This is a genomic window from Herbiconiux solani NBRC 106740 (genome assembly GCF_001571005.1).
Taxonomy (GTDB): domain Bacteria; phylum Actinomycetota; class Actinomycetes; order Actinomycetales; family Microbacteriaceae; genus Herbiconiux; species Herbiconiux solani.
The window spans coordinates 620,365-637,376 of sequence record NZ_BCST01000001.1 but is presented as its reverse complement, the minus strand read 5'-3'; the positions used below and the strand labels follow the sequence as shown (position 1 = coordinate 637,376).

At 72.7% G+C, this 17,012-nt stretch carries 9 protein-coding genes; 7 read left to right on the top strand and 2 right to left on the bottom strand.

Annotated features, from left to right (window positions below):
* Nucleotides 1-21: 21 nt before the first annotated feature.
* Complete coding sequence (locus tag HSO01S_RS03005; protein ID WP_066039056.1) at nt 22-1,443, bottom strand: aspartate aminotransferase family protein; 1,422 nt, start codon at nt 1,441-1,443, stop codon at nt 22-24.
* A complete protein-coding gene (locus HSO01S_RS03000) occupies nt 1,440-1,907 on the bottom strand; it encodes an Lrp/AsnC family transcriptional regulator (RefSeq protein WP_066039055.1) in 468 nt (155 codons plus the stop codon). Before HSO01S_RS03000 ends, HSO01S_RS03005 begins: the two co-directional genes overlap by 4 nt.
* A 205-nt stretch (nt 1,908-2,112) precedes the next feature.
* On the opposite strand from HSO01S_RS03000, the gene HSO01S_RS02995 reads away from it, so the two are divergent.
* From HSO01S_RS02995 to HSO01S_RS02965, 7 genes are all read left to right on the top strand, one after another.
* A complete protein-coding gene (locus HSO01S_RS02995) occupies nt 2,113-3,237 on the top strand; it encodes an FHA domain-containing protein (RefSeq protein WP_066039054.1) in 1,125 nt (374 codons plus the stop codon).
* Between the two features lie 61 nt (nt 3,238-3,298).
* Nucleotides 3,299-4,108, top strand: a complete 810-nt coding sequence (locus HSO01S_RS02990) for a PP2C family protein-serine/threonine phosphatase (protein ID WP_245635862.1) — start codon at nt 3,299-3,301, stop codon at nt 4,106-4,108.
* A gap of 59 nt (nt 4,109-4,167) precedes the next feature.
* Complete coding sequence (locus tag HSO01S_RS02985) at nt 4,168-5,811, top strand: serine/threonine-protein kinase (protein WP_245635861.1); 1,644 nt, start codon at nt 4,168-4,170, stop codon at nt 5,809-5,811.
* The gene (locus HSO01S_RS02980) at nt 5,793-11,978 is read left to right on the top strand and encodes an Ig-like domain-containing protein (protein ID WP_066039052.1); all 6,186 of its coding nucleotides are present in this window, start codon (nt 5,793-5,795) and stop codon (nt 11,976-11,978) included. Before HSO01S_RS02985 ends, HSO01S_RS02980 begins: the two co-directional genes overlap by 19 nt.
* A gap of 19 nt (nt 11,979-11,997) precedes the next feature.
* Nucleotides 11,998-12,969: an AAA family ATPase gene (locus HSO01S_RS02975; protein ID WP_066039051.1), complete on the top strand. Its 972-nt coding sequence runs from the start codon at nt 11,998-12,000 to the stop codon at nt 12,967-12,969.
* A complete protein-coding gene (locus tag HSO01S_RS02970; RefSeq protein WP_066039050.1) occupies nt 12,966-14,252 on the top strand; it encodes a DUF58 domain-containing protein in 1,287 nt (428 codons plus the stop codon). The genes HSO01S_RS02975 and HSO01S_RS02970 overlap by 4 nt, the downstream gene beginning before the upstream one ends.
* Nucleotides 14,252-16,660, top strand: coding sequence for a transglutaminaseTgpA domain-containing protein (locus tag HSO01S_RS02965; RefSeq protein WP_066039049.1), 2,409 nt, complete (start codon nt 14,252-14,254; stop codon nt 16,658-16,660). Before HSO01S_RS02970 ends, HSO01S_RS02965 begins: the two co-directional genes overlap by 1 nt.
* Nucleotides 16,661-17,012 lie beyond the last annotated feature (352 nt).

The following is a 17,012-nucleotide window of genomic DNA, read 5'->3' as shown; positions in this document are numbered from 1 at the left end:
GTCAGCGACCGGCGCGCCGGCTCAGAGCTTCGTCCACGCCTCCGACAGCACGCCGCGGAGGATCTGCTCGATCTCGTCGAACTCGGCCGGCCCGATGGTCAGCGGGGGAGCGAGCTGGATGACCGGGTCGCCCCGGTCGTCCGCCCGGCAGTACAAGCCGGCCTCGAACAGTGCCTTGGAGAGGAAGCCGCGCAGCAGGCGCTCCGACTCGTCCGAGTCGAAGGTCTCCTTGGTGGTCTTGTCCTTCACCAGCTCGATGCCGAAGAAGTAGCCGTCGCCGCGCACGTCTCCCACGATCGGCAGATCGGTCAGCCGCTCGAGCGTCTGGCGGAAGATGGGGGAGTTCTCGCGGACCCGCGCGTTCAGCCCCTCCTCCTCGAAGATGTCGAGGTTCTCCAGGGCGACCGCCGCCGAGACCGGGTGCCCGGCGAAGGTGTAGCCGTGGGCGAACGAGGTCTGCCCGTGCTTGAACGGCTCGTAGACCCGCTCGTTCACGATCGTGGCGCCGATGGGGGAGTAGCCGCTCGTCATCGCCTTCGCGCAGGTGATCATGTCGGGCTCGAAGCCGTAGGTGTCGCAGGCGAAGTAGTTGCCGATGCGGCCGAAGGCGCAGATCACCTCGTCGCTCACGAGGAGCACGTCGTACTTGTCGCAGATCTCGCGCACGCGCTGGAAGTAACCGGGCGGGGGCGGGAAGCAGCCGCCCGAATTCTGCACCGGCTCGAGGAACACGGCGGCGACGGTCTCGGGGCCCTCGAACTGGATCATCTCTTCGATGCGGTTCGCCGCCCACAACCCGAAGGCCTCCTCCGTGCCCTCGAAGCCCATCTCGTGGGCCCGGTAGTAGTTCGTGTTGGGCACCCGGAAGCCACCGGGAGTGACCGGCTCGAACATCTCCTTCATGGCGGGGATGCCGGTGATCGCGAGCGCGCCCTGCGGGGTGCCGTGGTACGCGATCGAACGCGAGATGACCTTGTGCTTGGTCGGCCGGCCCTGCAGACGCCAGTAGTACTTGGCGAGCTTGAACGCCGTCTCGACAGCCTCGCCACCACCGGTCGAGAAGAACACCCGGTTCAGATCCCCCGGGGCGAGGTCGGCGAGCCGGTCGGCCAGCTCGATGGCGGAGGGATGCGCGTACGACCAGATCGGGAAGAACGCGAGCTCCTCGGCCTGCTTCGCGGCCGCCTCGGCGAGACGCCGGCGGCCGTGGCCGGCGTTCACGACGAACAGGCCCGAGAGCCCGTCGATGTACTTCCGACCCTGCGAGTCCCAGACGTGGTGGCCCTCGCCCTTGGTGATGATCGGCACGCCGGCGCCGGACTCCATCACGGACTGGCGGGAGAAGTGCATCCAGAGATGGTCTTTCGCCATCTTCTGGAGCTCGGCCTCCGAGCGCGAGCCGCGGCCGGGAGGAGGTGTGACGAGCTGTTCGGTGGTGGTCATCGTGTGCCCCAGTCGTAGAGCTGCTTGCGCAGCTTCAGGTAGACGAACGTCTCCGTCGACTGCACGCCGTCGAGGCTGCGGATCTCGGAGTTGAGGAGGGCGATGAGGTCGTCGTCGTCTTCGCAGACGACCTCCGCCAGGATGTCGAAGGTGCCCGCGGTGAGCACCACGTAGTCGACGGCGGGCATCGCGGCCAGGGCATCCGCCACGAGGCGGGTGTCGCCGGACACCTTGAGGCCGATCATGGCCTGCCGGGAAAAACCGAGCTGCAGCGGATCGGTCACCGCGACGATCTGCATCACACCCGACTCGGTCAGTTTCTGCACGCGCTGCCGCACCGCCGCTTCGCTCAGCCCCACGGCCTTGCCGATCTCGGCATAGGAACGGCGGCCGTCGACCTGCAACTGCTCGATGATCGCCTTCGACGTGGCGTCGAGGTTCGCAGGGCGGTTCTTCGTGCTCATATAGCGATCCTGACAGGCGATCAGGCCTCCCACAAGGGAATCCGCATCTTCTCGGCTCCGTGGCTGCGGAAACCGTCGTCCGAAGAGGATTCAGAACGACCGGTGCCGGGTGGGTGGTCGAGGTCGGCGTCGAGAACGCGAGCGGGCTGGTTGCGGCAGTGGCCGAATGAACGCCGCGGCAGTCGGCAGGCGGTACCGTGACGGCATGGGGAGTCTGCGTTTCGTTCCGGCCGAGGGGCAGTGGATCGCGCTCGCGGTCTGGCCGACGATCGTGACGGTGCCGGCGGGGATCGCCGACGAAACGGTCGAGACGATCTGGTCGACCCTGGGGCTGCAAGGCGTCACGCTCGAGCGGGTGGTCTCCTCGATCCCGCTGCGCGGAACGGATGCGGTGCGCGACTTCTCGGTGCTGCGTCTCGATCCCGGCGCTGACGCCTCGGAACCGGTGCCGGACGCAGGCTCGGAGAACCCAGACACGTCCACCTGGCGGGCGACCGTGGTCACGCGCGGTGCGGCGGTCGTCGACCTGCTGTCGGTCGGCGGCTCGCGGCGGTTCGCCTCGTCCGGTATCGAGCCGTGGGCGCTTGCCGAGTTCTCCGACATCATCGGGGTCTCGACCGGATCGCTGCCGGAGGCTCCGGAAGCCGTGCTGCGCATCCCGCCCGACGCGCGCCGTCTCGACCACGGGGTCGCCGCCGCATCCCGGGTCGTCTGGGCCTCGGCACCCGACCTGCTCACCACCGGACCCGCTCCCGCATCTCGAGTGGCCCAAGAGGGTTCGGGGGAGAACGCCTCCGAGTCCCACGACGACCACGATGCCGCCGCCGCCGCCGACGACACCGTCATCACGCGTACCCGACCCGGCGTCGGTGCCGGCACCGTCATCCCGTCACCTGAAGACGATCCCGACCCGGCGCATCCCGACCCGCAGCACCCCGACTCGGCCCACCCCACCCCGGCCCACCCCGCCTTCGACCTGCGCGTCAACGACGGCCCGCCGATCGACCTCGTCGGGGCGGTCGTGTTCGGGCGCGATCCGAGGGCGCGGCGGTCGCCCACGGCACTCCCGCAGACCCTCGTCCGTGTCGACTCCCCGGGCCTCCGGGTCTCCGGCACACACGTCGAGATCGCCCGCAGCGGGCGCACGGTCGTCGTGACCGACCTCCGCTCCTCGAACGGCACGACCGTCGTGCTGCCCGGGCGTCCGCCGATCCGGCTCCGGCAGGGGGATTCGGTGGTGGCAACCGGAGCGGCTATCGTCGAAATCGGCGACGGGAACGTTATCCACATCTCGCCGCGAGACCGGGGAAACTCCGGGATCACCGTTTAGGATTCCGGAAAGCTGTCAGGAGTTGGTCACCGTGACTCAAATCGGCCGAACGAGCGCGCGTGTGAGCGTGACCCGTGACGGAGCGCACCCCCGTCGCGTCACGCTGTCCTGGGCCGCCCTGACCGACAAGGGCAACAAGCGCGCGGGCAATGAAGACAGCTCGATCTCGGACGTGCCGGTCTTCGCCGTCGCCGACGGAATGGGCGGGCACTCCGCGGGCGACGTGGCGAGCGCCGCGGTCGTCGAGCGCCTGGGCGAGATCTCCGACGCCGTCACCACCGCCGAGACGATCGAAGAAGCCCTCGCCAGGGCGCTGACCGACATCGACCGCGTCGGCGACGAGTCCGTGCTCGGCACCGGGACGACGGTCACCGGGGTCGCTCTCGCGGAGGTCGACGACGACCTCGCCTGGATGGTCTTCAACATCGGCGACTCCCGTGTCTACCTCTTCGAAGACGGTGCCCTGCGCCAGCTCACCCGCGACCACTCCGTCGTGCAGGAGCTCATCGACGCCGGACTGATCACCAAGGAGCAGGCCGAGCACCACCCCGACAGCAACGTGATCACGCGCGCGGTCGGCTTCCACGAGAAGCCCCTGCCCGACTACTCCACCCTCCCGGTGGCGGTCGGTCAGCGCATCCTGATCTGCTCCGACGGGCTCACGAAAGAGCTCACCGACGTGGGCATCCGCCACTACCTCTCGACCACCTCCACGGCCGAGCGCGCCGCGAGCGAGCTCGTCACCGCGTCGCTCGCCAACGGAGGCCGTGACAACGTCACGGTCGTCGTCGTCGACGTCGAGTCGGACGAGTCCGGCACGACCGCACCGGGCGCGAGCGCCTCCGGTTCGACCGCTTCCCGACGGGTCTGAGCGGCTCGATGGCCCGGAGACTGCCCTCAGCGCCTCCCACCCTCCCGGGGTTCACCTCCGTGAGGGTGCTGGGCGCGGGCGGTTTCGCCGACGTCTTCCTGTTCGAGCAGAACATGCCGCGCCGCCAGGTCGCGGTCAAGGTGATGCTGCCCGAGGTCGTGAACGAGCAGGTGCGGCGAATGTTCCGGGTCGAGGCCGATCTGATGGCCACCCTGAGCGCGCATCCGTCGATCCTCACGGTCTACGAGGCGGGCGTCTCGGCCGACGGCCGGCCCTACCTCGTGATGGAGCTGTGCTCGGCCTCGCTCGGCCAGCGCTACCGCAGCGAGCCCCTCCCGGTCGCCGAGGTGCTGCGGATCGGCGTCAAGATCGCCGGAGCGCTGCACACCGCCCACGAGCGCGGCATCCTGCACCGCGACGTCAAGCCCTCGAACATCCTCCTCACCGCCTACGGCACTCCGGTGCTGAGCGACTTCGGCATCTCGTCGACGACCCGCGGATCGGCGGTCGCCGAGGCCGTCGGCCTGTCGATTCCCTGGTCGGCCCCTGAGGTCGTCGGCGAGCAGACGCAGGGCACCGTCGCCTCCGAGGTCTGGTCGCTCTCAGCGACGCTCTACTCCCTCCTCGCCGGCCGCTCCCCGTTCGAGCAGGCGGGGGCCTCGGCTCCCGGCGAGCTGGCGAAGCGCATCATGAAGGGCAAGCTGCCTCCCATCGGCCGCGCCGACGTGCCCGGGTCGCTCGAGGCCGTCCTCGCCCGCGGGCTGTCGAAGAACCCGGCCGCACGCCCCGCGACCGCGCTCGAACTCTTGCGCGAGCTGCAGGCCGTCGAGACCGAGCTCGGGCTCACGCAGACCGGCGCCGAGATCGCGATGGCCGAGTGGGCGAGCGGCTTCGGCCGGGACACCGATGAGCGGACGATCCTCCACACCGGTGGCACGGGCGGAGGCTCGAACGGCGGCGGCACGAGCGGCGCGCGGGGAACAGGCGAGCACGGAACCGGCGGAACCGGGGGAAGCTCCACTACCGGCGACCGCGTTCGTCTCGGCGGGGCCGGCGGCCGAGCGCGCCGCCGCCGCGCACCGGCGTCAGCGGGACGCACCGACGGTTCCGGCCCGGGCCGCGGGCCGGGCTCAGGCTCCGGCGCGATGCCGGATGCCGGCCACGGCCACTCCCGCACCCCCACCACGGGCGGCACCGCGCGAACCTCCGCGACCATGACCCGGCGCGGCGACACCGCGCTGGGCTACGACCCGAGCCCTCATCGAGGTGGCTCGCGCCACCGTCGGGCCTGGATCATCGGGGCCTCCGCGCTCCTCCTCGTCGTGCTCACCGGCGGCGGAATCCTGCTCGGCCGCCAGCTGTCCACCCCGGACATCCCGCAGGTCGGTGAGATCACGGCCGAGGTCGGGGCCGGCCGCATCCTCTTCTCCTGGGCCGACCCCGGGCTGCAGGAGGGCGACAGCTACCGCGTGACCACCGCCGGCCAGAGCGGCACCGGCCAGAACGGTAGCGGCCAGAACAGCTCCGGCCAGAACGGCAGTCAAAGCGGGCTGCAGAGCGGCACCGGCCAGAGCTCGGTGCAGCGCGGCCGCGAGTTCGCGGTGTACCCGACCGACGGCGGCTCGGTCTGCATCTCGGTGGCCGTCGTCCGCTCGGGCCGGGTCGGCGAGGCCAGCACCGAGAAGTGCGCGGCCCCGTCATGATCGCCCGCTCCCGGCTCCTCGCCTGGGCGGCGGCCCGCAAGTCGCTGCTCGGGACGGTCACGGGCGCGAGCCTCGTCGGCGCCCTCGTGGCCACGATCGCCGTCGTCTCGACCGGGTACCCGGCGCAGAAGGTGCAGCTCGACGACGCGGCCGTCTGGGTCACGAGCGATCTCCATCAGGCCGCGGCCCGCGCGAATCCGCAGATCGGCGAGCTGAACACGGCGGTCAGGATGTCGTCCGGCTCGCTCTCGGTGAGCCAGTTCGGCCAGACCGTCGCGGTCGTCGACCTCGGGGGAGGCGAGGCGCAGCTGATCGACACCTCGGGCGCGACCGTCGCCGACACAGTCACCCTGCCGGTCGGCGAGGTCTCCGTGACCATGTCGGCCACGACCGTGCTGATCGCCTCGCGGACGACGGGGGACGTCTGGGTCACGACCCCCGCGGCCCTGCCGTCGTTCGACCCGGCTGCACCGGCCGACCTCACGCTGGGGGCCGGCGGGGAAGCCGTGCTGACCGCATCCGGAGCCGTGGTCGGCGTCTCGCCCGCGACCGGTTCCGTCGTCTCCCTCGACCCGGCCGCGGCCGGCCAGGCACGCACCGGGGATGCCGCCGATCCCCGGCCGATCGACGTCGCGACCGATGCGGACGTCTCGATCACGGCTGTCGGCGACAGCTGGGCGGTGCTCGACCGGAGCACGGGCCGCCTGATCACCCGCGACGGGGTCATCCCGCTCGATGGCCTGACGGCGTCAGGGGCGGCGGGTTCAGACGGCGCATCGGCGGGCGGCGATTCCGGCGGCGGCACCGGCACGAGCGGGGGTGTCGGCACGAGCACGGGCAGTGGCACGAGCACCGGCGACGGCACGGCGGGCGCCGGCCCCGCCCGCGCATCCGGCACCGCGGCCTGGCTGCAGCAGCCATCGCCGGCCGGATCCGACGTCCTCGTCGCGACGGGCCAGGCCCTCTACTCCGTGCCCTTGGCGGGCGGCGACGTCCGCACGCTCTCCTCCGGACACAGCGGCACCTCCGTCTCGCCGGTCGAGGCGGCCGGATGCTGGCACGCCGCCTGGACGGACGGGCGCTCGTGGAGCCGTTGCGCCGACGGCGCGGGCAACGGGACAGGCCGCAACGAAGCCGGCACGAACGGCACCGCCGACACAAACGGCGCCGAAGCCGGCACCAACGGCACGACCGGCACCGACGACCCCGCGTCCGGCACCGAATCCACCCTCCCCGGCGCCTCCGCCGGTGCCACCCTCGCCTTCCGCACGAACGGAACCGGCGGCATCCTCCTCAGCGACGCCTCGACCGGCCGCTCCTGGGACGTGACCCGCGGCAACGCGGTCATCGACGACTGGGACGCCCTCCTGCCGGACACGACCGCCGATCAGCAGTCCGAGGCCCCTGTCACCGACGAGCCGGCCCAGGCCGATCCGGAACAGCGGCCCCCGGTCGCGACCGACGACCAGCTCGGCGCACGCCCCGGCCGGTCCAGCGTGCTGCCCGTCCTGCTCAACGATTACGACCCGAACGGCGACGTGATCGTCATCGACTCGGTACAACTGCCCGATGGTGTCGACTGCACCGTCGACGCCATCTCCGACGGCCAGCAGCTCCAGCTCACCCTGCCGCCCACCGCCTCGGGAGAGCTCGCCTTCGGCTACACGATCTCCGACGGCCGCGGTGGCACCGACCAGGCGACCGTCACCGTCACGGTGCGCACCCCCGACCAGAACTCGGCGCCCGTGCAGAGCACCCGCACCGCGATCGATGTGGCGCTCGGCGGGCGCGCGCGCACCGACATCCGGAGCGACTGGTACGACCCCGACGGCGACGCCTTCTTCGTGCAGAGCGCCGCCGTCCCCGCTCCGGACGCCGTGACGTTCACCCCCGACGGAGTCGTCACCTACACCGACTCCGGGCAGGCCGCGGGTGCCAAGGAGGTCACCGTCACGGTCGGCGACGGGCAGGACACCGCGACCGGGTCCATCCTCGTGCGGGTCCATCCGGCCGAGGAGGTCCCCCTGGTGGCGTCCGGATTCGTCGTGCCGGTGCATGTCGGCCAGGAGGTGCAGGTCGCCCCGCTCGAGCGGGTGACCGGCGGCGGACCGGGGCTCCGCCTGTCGAACGTGCCCACCCGCGACGGCTTCTCCATCGCGCCCGACTACGCCGGGGGCACGGTCAGGATCACGGCGCAGTCGGCGGGCTCCACCCTCCTCGACTACGCCGTGGTCGACGGCGCCAGGACGGCGACCGGCGTGATCCGCGTGATCGCGACCCCGGCACCCGACGCCAACACCCGCCCGGTGACCGTGCCGCACTCGGCCTTCGCCCGGCAGAACGCCGCGGTGCTCGTCGACGTGCTCGCGGGCGACTTCGATCCGGCGGGCGGCGTGCTGATCGTCAGCGGAGTCGACGGCGTGCCTGTGGCCGACGGCGTGCGCGTCGAGGTGATCGAACAGCGGATGATCAGGGTCACCCTCACGAAACCGCTGCCCGGCGGTCGCACCGCGTTCGGCTACACCGTCACGAACGGTCTGGCCGAGGCGCGCGGTTCGGTCACGGTGGTCGAGATCCCCGAACCCGCCCAGCGGCAGCCGCCGATCGCGCTGCCGGACTCGGCGTCGGTGCGCGTCGGAGACGTGGTCGACATCCCGGTGCTGGCGAACGACGTGCATCCGGACGGCGACGCGCTGAGCCTGCATCCCGAGCTCGTCCGCGGCCTCGGCGCCGATGCCGGGCTGCTCTTCACCTCCGGGCAGGTGCTCCGGTACCTCGCACCCGACACCCCCGGCGACTTCACGGCCGTCTACCGCGTCGACGCGCCCGACGGGCAGTGGGCGACCGCCGACGTGACCATCAGCGTGCGCGAGGCCGACCCGACGGCGAACGCCGCGCCGGTGCCCGGCCGCCTGACCGCGCGGGTGATCGCGGGGGAGACCGTGCGCATCCCGGTGCCCCTGACCGGCATCGACCCGGACGGCGACTCGGTGCAGTTCCTCGGCATCGACTCGGTGCCGGACAAGGGCACGGTGACCGACACCGGGCCCGACTGGATCGACTTCGAGGCGGGCGAGTACTCGACCGGCACCGACTCCTTCACGTACACGGTCGTCGACCGGCTCGGCGCGCGTGCCACCGGCACCGTGCGGGTCGGCATCAGCGCCCGGCTCGACGGCGCACGGAACCCCGTCGCGACGCCCGACGAAGTGACCGTCCGGCCGGGCCGCACCGTGTTCATCCGGGTGCTGCAGAACGATTCCGATCCCGACGGCAGCCCCCTCTCCATCACCGAGGTCTCGCCCCTCACCGCCGGGGCGACCGCGGTCGTGCAGGACGACCTGCTCGCCGTCACCGCTCCCGCGGCACCCGGCCGGTACGGCTTCATCTACACGATCGCCAACGAGCGGGGCGGCACCTCGTCGAGCTTCGCGACCGTCGAGGTCTCGGCCGACGCCCCACTCGCCCGGCCCCAGGTGTCGGACACGGTGCTTTCGCTGTCGGACATCCTCGGGGTCCGCACGGTCGACGTGCCGGTGCTCGACAACGTCTTCTTCGCTGAAGGGCCGTCGGCGGCGCTCCGGCTCTCGGTGCTCCCGGCCTATTCCGGATCGGCCGAGGTCGTGGACGGCATCGTGCGGGTCACCGTGCGGCCCGAGCGCCAGCTGATCCCCTTCAGCGTCGCCCACCCGGAGGATCCGTCGATCACCTCGACCGGCTTCATCTGGGTGCCGGGAACGGACGACGCACTCCCGCAGCTCCGCACCGGAGCCCCGAAGCTCACCGTGACCTCCGGCGCGGAACTCACCATCCCGCTGGCCGACTACGTGGTCGCCGTGGGTTCGGGGCCGGTCGTCATCACCGACCCCAACTCCGTGCGTGCCACCCACGCCGACCGCTCCTCGCTCGTCTCCGACCGCCGCACCCTCGTCTTCCGGAGCGCCGATCAGTACTTCGGCCCCGCCTCGATCTCGTTCGAGGTCGCCGACGGCGAGGGCACCGGCGCCCGCACGGCGACTCTGGTGCTGCCCATCACGGTCACTCCGCGCGAGAACCAGCCCCCCGTCTTCACGGGAGCGGTGCTGGAGTTCGAACCCGGCCAGCAGAAGACGATCGACCTCGCCAAGCTCACGGCTGCCGCGGCCGGGTCGCCCGCTGTCGGCTACCAGATCCTCGATCCGAGGCCCGCGGGCTTCTCCGCCGTCCTCCTCGGAACGGCGCTCACGATCTCGGTCGACGTCGGCACGAAGAAGGGTGCGCAGGGCGGCTTCGTCATCGGCGTCTCCTCGGGCGGCGTCGCCGGCAAGTCGGGGCGCATCGACGTGACCGTGGTCTCCTCCACGAAGCCGCTCGCAGCGCCCGCGACCGACACCGTGGTCGCGCCGCGCGGGCAGACCACCACGGTCGACGTCCTGGCGAACGACGCCGCCACGAACCCGTTCCCGCAGATCCCGCTCACCGTCATCGCCGTGCGCGGCGCCGACGCCGGAGCACTGCCGCCTGGCGTGGTGATCACGCCCAGCGACGACAAGAGCCGGCTGCAGATCACCGTCGCGCCCGACGCTCCTCCGACCGACGTGAGCGTGCAGTACCAGGTGCTCGACGGCACCGGCGAACCGGATCGGGCCACTTGGGGCACGGTGCGGATCGCGGTGCAGGACAGGCCCGGCCCCGTCACCGGACTCACCGTCACGGGCTTCGGCGACCGCACCCTCACGGTCTCGTTCTCGCCCGGTCCCTCCAACAATTCGGCGATCACCGGCTTCGAGGTCGTCGCCCGCACCGCGGCCGGGGCCGCGACGACGACCCGCTGCGGTGGCACGAGCTGCGTCGTCGGCACGCCCGGCAACGGACCCTCGAACGCGGTCTCGGTGAGCGTCATCGCGCGCAACGCGATCGGCACCTCCGACCAAGTGGTCTCCCCGACTCCCGTTTGGTCTGACTTGGTGCCGGCCGCCCCCACCACCCTGAGCCTCGCCCCGCGCGACGGCGAGCTCGAGGCACGGTGGACGCCGTCCTCGGTTCCCGCCGGCGGCTCACCCGTGCGACAGTACGACGTCGCGGTCGACGGCCGGCCGGTGCAGAGCGTCGATGCCGGCACTTGCGACGGTTCGGGATGCCGGACCACGGTCCGGGGTCTCGTGAACGGCTCGGCCGCGACCGTCACCGTCACCGCGCGGAACGGCGCATTCCCCGCCCTCGCCGTCTGGCCGTCGACGAGCACCGTGGGCACGCCGTACGGCGCTCCCGTGGCCTCGCCGCCGAGCGCGGTCGCGACCCCGGACGCGCCCGCCGCATCCGGAACCGCCTCGATCACGGTGAGCTGGCCCGCGTTCGGCGGCAACGGCGACGCGGTCAAGGGCTACTACGCGCAACTGCTCGCGCCCGGGCAGACGACCGTGCCCGGCGGAGCCCAGGCCTGCTCGGTCTCCTCGCCCGCGCCCGGCACCGTCTCCGCCCCGTCGGTGGGCGGCGCGGTCGCAGCCCAGCAGTCCACGACGGGCCTCTCGGCCACCTTCGGCGGCTTCACCCTCGCCGACAGCTCGCGCTCCTTCGTGGTCTGGGGCTGGAACGGGGCCGGATGCGTGGCCTCAACGGTCGTGTCGGCCTCCGTCTTCCCCGTCCCGCCCGCGATCGACGCGAGCCAGGTCGGCGTGCGGATGGTCCCGCGCGACGACGGAATACGCGTCGAGGCGCAGCTGGTCTCGGTGCCGGTGACGGCCGACCGGTATCGCGTGCGGGCCGTGGACTCCTCGGGCGCCCCCACGGGGTCGCCGGTCTCGGTGTCGCTCGGGGGCATCCCGCGGGAGATCACCGGGGGAGCCTTCGGCGAGAAGTACCGGTTCGTCATCCAGGCCTGCTCCGACTGGCTCGGGGTCGAGCTCTGCGGGCCGTTCTCGGCGCCCGTGACCGCGCCCGAGCCGTCGCTCACCTTCGAGTTCGGAACGAGGCCCGACTACGACGGCACGTCCTGGAGCTGGGCCGACGACCCGCCCAACGGCACCCTCGTCCCCACGATCTACTGCGGCACCCGGGCGGTCGACCCGGCCGGCGGCGCGACCCCGGCGGCGACCCCCACGAGCTGCCGGCCCGACCCGCCCGTGGCGGATGGCGACGCGGGCCTCTGGGTGCAGATCGCCGGCCACCGTTATGTGTACCGTGGGTGACGGAAGAGGTGACCCACCGATGACAATGACGACCGATCAGGCGGCGCGATTCGCCGATGTGTTCGACCGCCTGACCGTGAACGTCGAGCGCACCCTGCACGGCAAGTCGCACGTCATCCGGCTCGCGCTCGTCGCCCTCTTCAGCGAGGGCCACCTACTGCTGGAGGATGCGCCAGGCACGGGCAAGACCTCGCTCGCACGAGCGATCGCCGACAGCGTGCGCGGCACGAGCAGCCGCATCCAGTTCACCCCCGACCTGCTGCCCGGCGACATCACCGGCGTCAGCGTCTACGACCAGCGCGACGGGCGGTTCGAGTTCCACCGCGGCCCGGTGTTCGCGAATGTCGTGCTCGCGGACGAGATCAACCGGGCCAGCCCGAAGACCCAGTCCGCGCTGCTCGAGGTGATGGAGGAGGGCCGCGTCACCGTCGACGGTGTCCCGCATCCGGTCGGCGAGCCCTTCATGGTCATCGCGACCCAGAACCCGATCGAGCAGGCCGGCACCTACCGCCTGCCCGAGGCGCAGCTCGACCGCTTCCTGATCAAGACGAGCATCGGCTACCCGGACCACGCGACGACCCTCCGCATCCTCGAGGGCGCGACCGAGCGGGCCCACGGCGAGGGCCTCCCGCCGATCATCACCGCCGAAGGGGTGAGTCTGCTCGCGGCCGAGGCCCGTACGGTGCACGTCGACCCGACGATCAACGACTACGTCTCGCGCGTGGTGCAGGCGACACGGGATGCCGACGAGACCCGGCTGGGCGGCAGCGTGCGGGCGGCCCTGGCCCTCATCCGCGCCGCGAAGACCTACGCGGCCTCGGACGGCCGGCACTACGTGGTGCCCGACGACGTCAAGTCGCTCGCCGGCCCCGTGCTCGCGCACCGGCTCGTGCTCGACCCGGAGGCGGAGTTCGACGGGGTCACCGCGCAGGGCGTGGTGTCGCAGATCCTCCTCGACGTCGCGCCCCCCGGGGACGCCACGGCCGCATGAGGCCCTCCCGCCTCCCGGTCTCCGTCTCGGCGGGCGGCTGGGTCGTGCTCGCGCTCGCCGTGCTCGGGATCGGCGCCGGGCTCGGCTTCGGCTGGACCGAGCTGCTCGTGGCCGGGCTGATCGCCCTCGTGGTCGCGCTGGTCTCCGCGCTCTTCCTGCTCGGGCGGGGGAGCGGCCGGATCGCGATCGAGGTGCTCGACCGGCAAGTCGTGGCCGGGCAGCCGGCGTCGGTCGCCGTGCGGGTCTCGAACGATTCGGCCGTGACCCGGCGGGCGCAACAGGCCGAGTTCGCCGTGGGCGGGCGGATCGAGTTCATCCGGCTTCCGTCGGTGTCGGCGGGCGGCACGAGTGAGGTCGTCGTCGAGGTGCCCACCGAGCGCCGTGGCGTGATCCCGCTGGGGCCGGTCACCGTCGTGCGGCGCGACCCGTTCGGCCTCGCCCGCCGCGAATCGGTGAGGTCCGAGACCGCCGAGCTCTTCGTGCATCCGCCGACCGTCACCCTCGGTGTGAGCACGACAGGGCTCCTCCGCGACCTCGAGGGGATCCCGACGAGCGATCTCACCGACAGCGACATGTCGTTCCACGCCCTTCGCGGCTACGTCCCGGGCGACGACCGGCGGCACATCCACTGGCGGAGCACCGCCAAGACCGGCGCGTTCCTGGTGCGGCAGTTCGAGCAGACCAGGCGGAGCCACCTGATCGTGCTGCAGTCGCTTAGTCAGGCCGACCACGCCACGCCCGAGGAGTTCGAGCTCGTCGTGAGCGTCGTCGCCTCCCTCGGGGTCCGCGCCGTGCTCGACGGCACGACCGTTTCGGTGTTCGCGGGGGCGCCGGCTGCCTCCGCGGCCCGCGCCGGCAGCGCCGCCCGTTCGGTCAGCGTCGGCCGGGCCGCCAGTGCCGCGCGCGGTTCGTCGACGCGGCGCCGACGCGGGCCGGGCGCGGCGAGCGGCGGGCGGCTGCGCACGCGCACCCCTCGCCAGCTGCTCGACGACCTCAGCACGATCGAGGAGTCGGGGACCGCTCCGCGGCTGTCCGCGGTCGCCCGGGCGGCCGGAGAGGCGGCGACGGATGCGTCGGTCGTCTTCCTGGCCTGCGGCTCGACCGTGACGGCTCGCGAACTCCGCGCCGCAGCCTCGCACTTCGCCACCGGAGTCGAGGTGATCGCGGTGGTCGCCGACCCGGAAGCGGTCGCCTCCCTCGTGCGCATCGACGCCCTGCGCATCACCCGGATCGGCTACCTCGACGACCTCGTGCGCACCCTGACCCGGGCGGTCGGAGTCTGATGGGCCGCATCCTGCGAGCCGGCCTGATGTCGGCGCTCCTCCTGCTCACCGCCTCCGCCGCCTGGTGGCCGGTGTACGAGGCCGCGCCCTTCGTCGTGCTCGCGGTCGTCACGGTGCTCGCCGGCACCGGGTTCGCGGTGCTCGCTGCGGCTCGGCGCTGGTCCGGGCCCGTCGTCCTGGTGGGCACCGTGCTGCTCTGGCTGGTGCTCGGGGTGCCGCTCGCGGTTCCGGCCAAGGCGCTCTGGGGCGTGGTCCCGACGCCGGAGGGGCTCCTCGACCTGATCGTGACGACCGCGTCGGGGTGGCGGCAGCTGCTCACGATCGAGCTGCCGGTCGGTGACTACCAGGCGCTGCTCGTCCCGGTGTTCGTGCTGCTGCTGGTCTGCTCGGTGGTCGGAACGACCGTGGCCGCGCGCGGCGGGCGCTGGGCGGCGCTGATGGTCGTCTTCCCGACGGCGGTGCTGGTCGCGGGGATCGTCTTCGGCGGATCGGTCGCCCTCGCGCCGGTCGTGGTGGGTGCCCTGTTCGCCGTGGAGGTCGTCGTCTGGCTCGCCCTGACGGCTCCGGTGCCGCCGTTGGCCCGAAGGCAGCGCGACGGGCGGGCCGGTGGGCTCGGTGAGCGCAGTGCACGCGGCCGATCGTGGATCGTCATGGCGGCCGTGGTCGCCGCAGCGGTGGCCGTCGCCGGCGGCATCGCCCTCGTCGTGCCCCCGGGCGATCGGGTCGTGGCGCGCGACGCGGTCGACCAGCCCTTCGACCCGAACGACCAGCCCAGCCCGCTCTCGGCGTTCCGCGCCGACCTCAAGCCCCCGGCCGACCAGACCGTGATGCTCACCGTGTCGGGCGCGAAGCCCGGCGACCGGATCGTGACCGCCCGGATGGACCGGTACGACGGCGTCGTCTTCGACGTCGGCGGAGGCGGAGGCAGCGGCGCGGGCGGCAGCGGTTCGGGCAGCGGCCGAGGCAGCGGCGGCGGCGCGCTCTTCACCCGGGTGCCCGAGCGGTTCGACGGGGGAGACCCCGTTCCCGGCGCCGAGCTCCCCGTCGGCCCCGACCGCACCCTCGAGATCGAGGTCGGAGGCTACCGCGGCGTCTGGGTGCCCACGGTCGGCAGCCCCGTCTCCGTCACCTTCGACGGGCCCGATGCCTCTGCGCTCCAGGACGCGCTCTACATCGGTCGTGCGGTGGCGACCGTCGCCGATCCCGTGGGGCTGGCCGACGGCGACCGCTACCGGCTCGTCACGCGCGATCCCGCTCCCGTTCCCGCAGCCGGCCTCACAGCGCTCACGCCCGGCCCGCTCGCCGTCACCCCGGGGACGGGGGTCCCGGATGCGGTGGCCCTCCGCGCATCCGAGTGGGCGCCCGCGTCGGGTTCGCCGGGGGAGCGGCTGGCCGGCATCCTCGACGGGCTTCATGGCGGGTACGTCTCGAGCGGCCTCACCGGGGAGGTCTTCAGTCGATCGGGACACGGTGCCGACCGGCTGCAGGAGTTCCTGACGAGCACGCCCATGGTCGGCGACGCCGAGCAGTACGCCGCGGCGGCCGCGCTGCTGGCCGAGACCGTGGGGTTCCCGGCACGGGTCGCCACGGGGTTCGACATCCCCGTGACGGACGTCGCCGGATCAGCCGGAACCGCCGGAACCGCCGGAGCCGCCGGATCAGGCGGGTCCGCCGGCGCCCCGGCGGCCATCCCGGTCACCGGCTCCGACGCGACCGCGTGGATCGAGGTCTACACGGCCGAGGCCGGCTGGGTCGCCGTCGACCCGAATCCCGAACCGCGGCCCATCCCGGACAGCGCCACCGACGACAGCACCACCGCCGTGCAGCCGCCCGAGGTCGTGCCGCCCGCCTCGGACCAGCTCGAGGGACCCGCGGACTCCGCGCCGGCGCAGCAGGATGACGACCGGCCGGCGGCTCCGGATGCGGTGCTCGCGCTCGTGCTCCGCATCCTCGCCGTGGCCGGCATCACTCTCGGGGTGCTGGCCGTGCTCGCGGCCCCCTTCCTCACCGTGATCGCCCTGAAGCTCCGGCGCCGCGCCCGGCGGCGCACGAGGGGTTCGGCGCGCAGCCGGGCGGCGGGGGGATGGGCCGAGGTCGTCGACTCGGCGCGGGACGGCGCCATCCCGACCCCGGTGCACGCGACCCGGCGGGAAGCGGCCCGGTCCCTCGGTGCCCCCGAGGCCCTCGCGCTCGCCGAGTGGGTCGACAGCGCGCTGTACTCGCCCGCGCCCCCGACCGAGGCCGAGCTCATCGCGATCTGGCAGGCCTCGGACCGGGAGCGGAAGCGCCTCCTCGGAGACCGCGGACTCCTGGCCCGGCTGCGGGCCCGGGTGTCGACCAGGTCGTTGCGCACGTATCATGGCACGGACAGGACGAGCACAGTCAGGAAGAGGCGGAAGATCCAGTGAAGTGCAGAACCTGCGGCACCACCTTGAGCGCAGGAGCCCTGCTCTGCGGCGAATGCGGCACCTCGGCCATCGCGCCGGCGCCCACTCTCGGAGACACCGCCCGGTACGACCGGCAGGCCCTGATCGACGCGATCGCCGACGAAGGGCGCGCCCGCGCTGCTCGCGCGGCGGGCTCGGCGGCCCCGGCCCCGGCATCCGCTGCCGTCCCGGCTCCCGGATCTGCGAGCGCTCATGCATCCGCGACCTCCCCGGCGCCTGCTGCCGCTTCTTCAGCCTCGGCGCCTGATGCAGCCTCAGCAGCCCCGGCCCCCGATCCCGCACCGGCCCCCGCTTCAGCGCCGGCGCCCGCTTC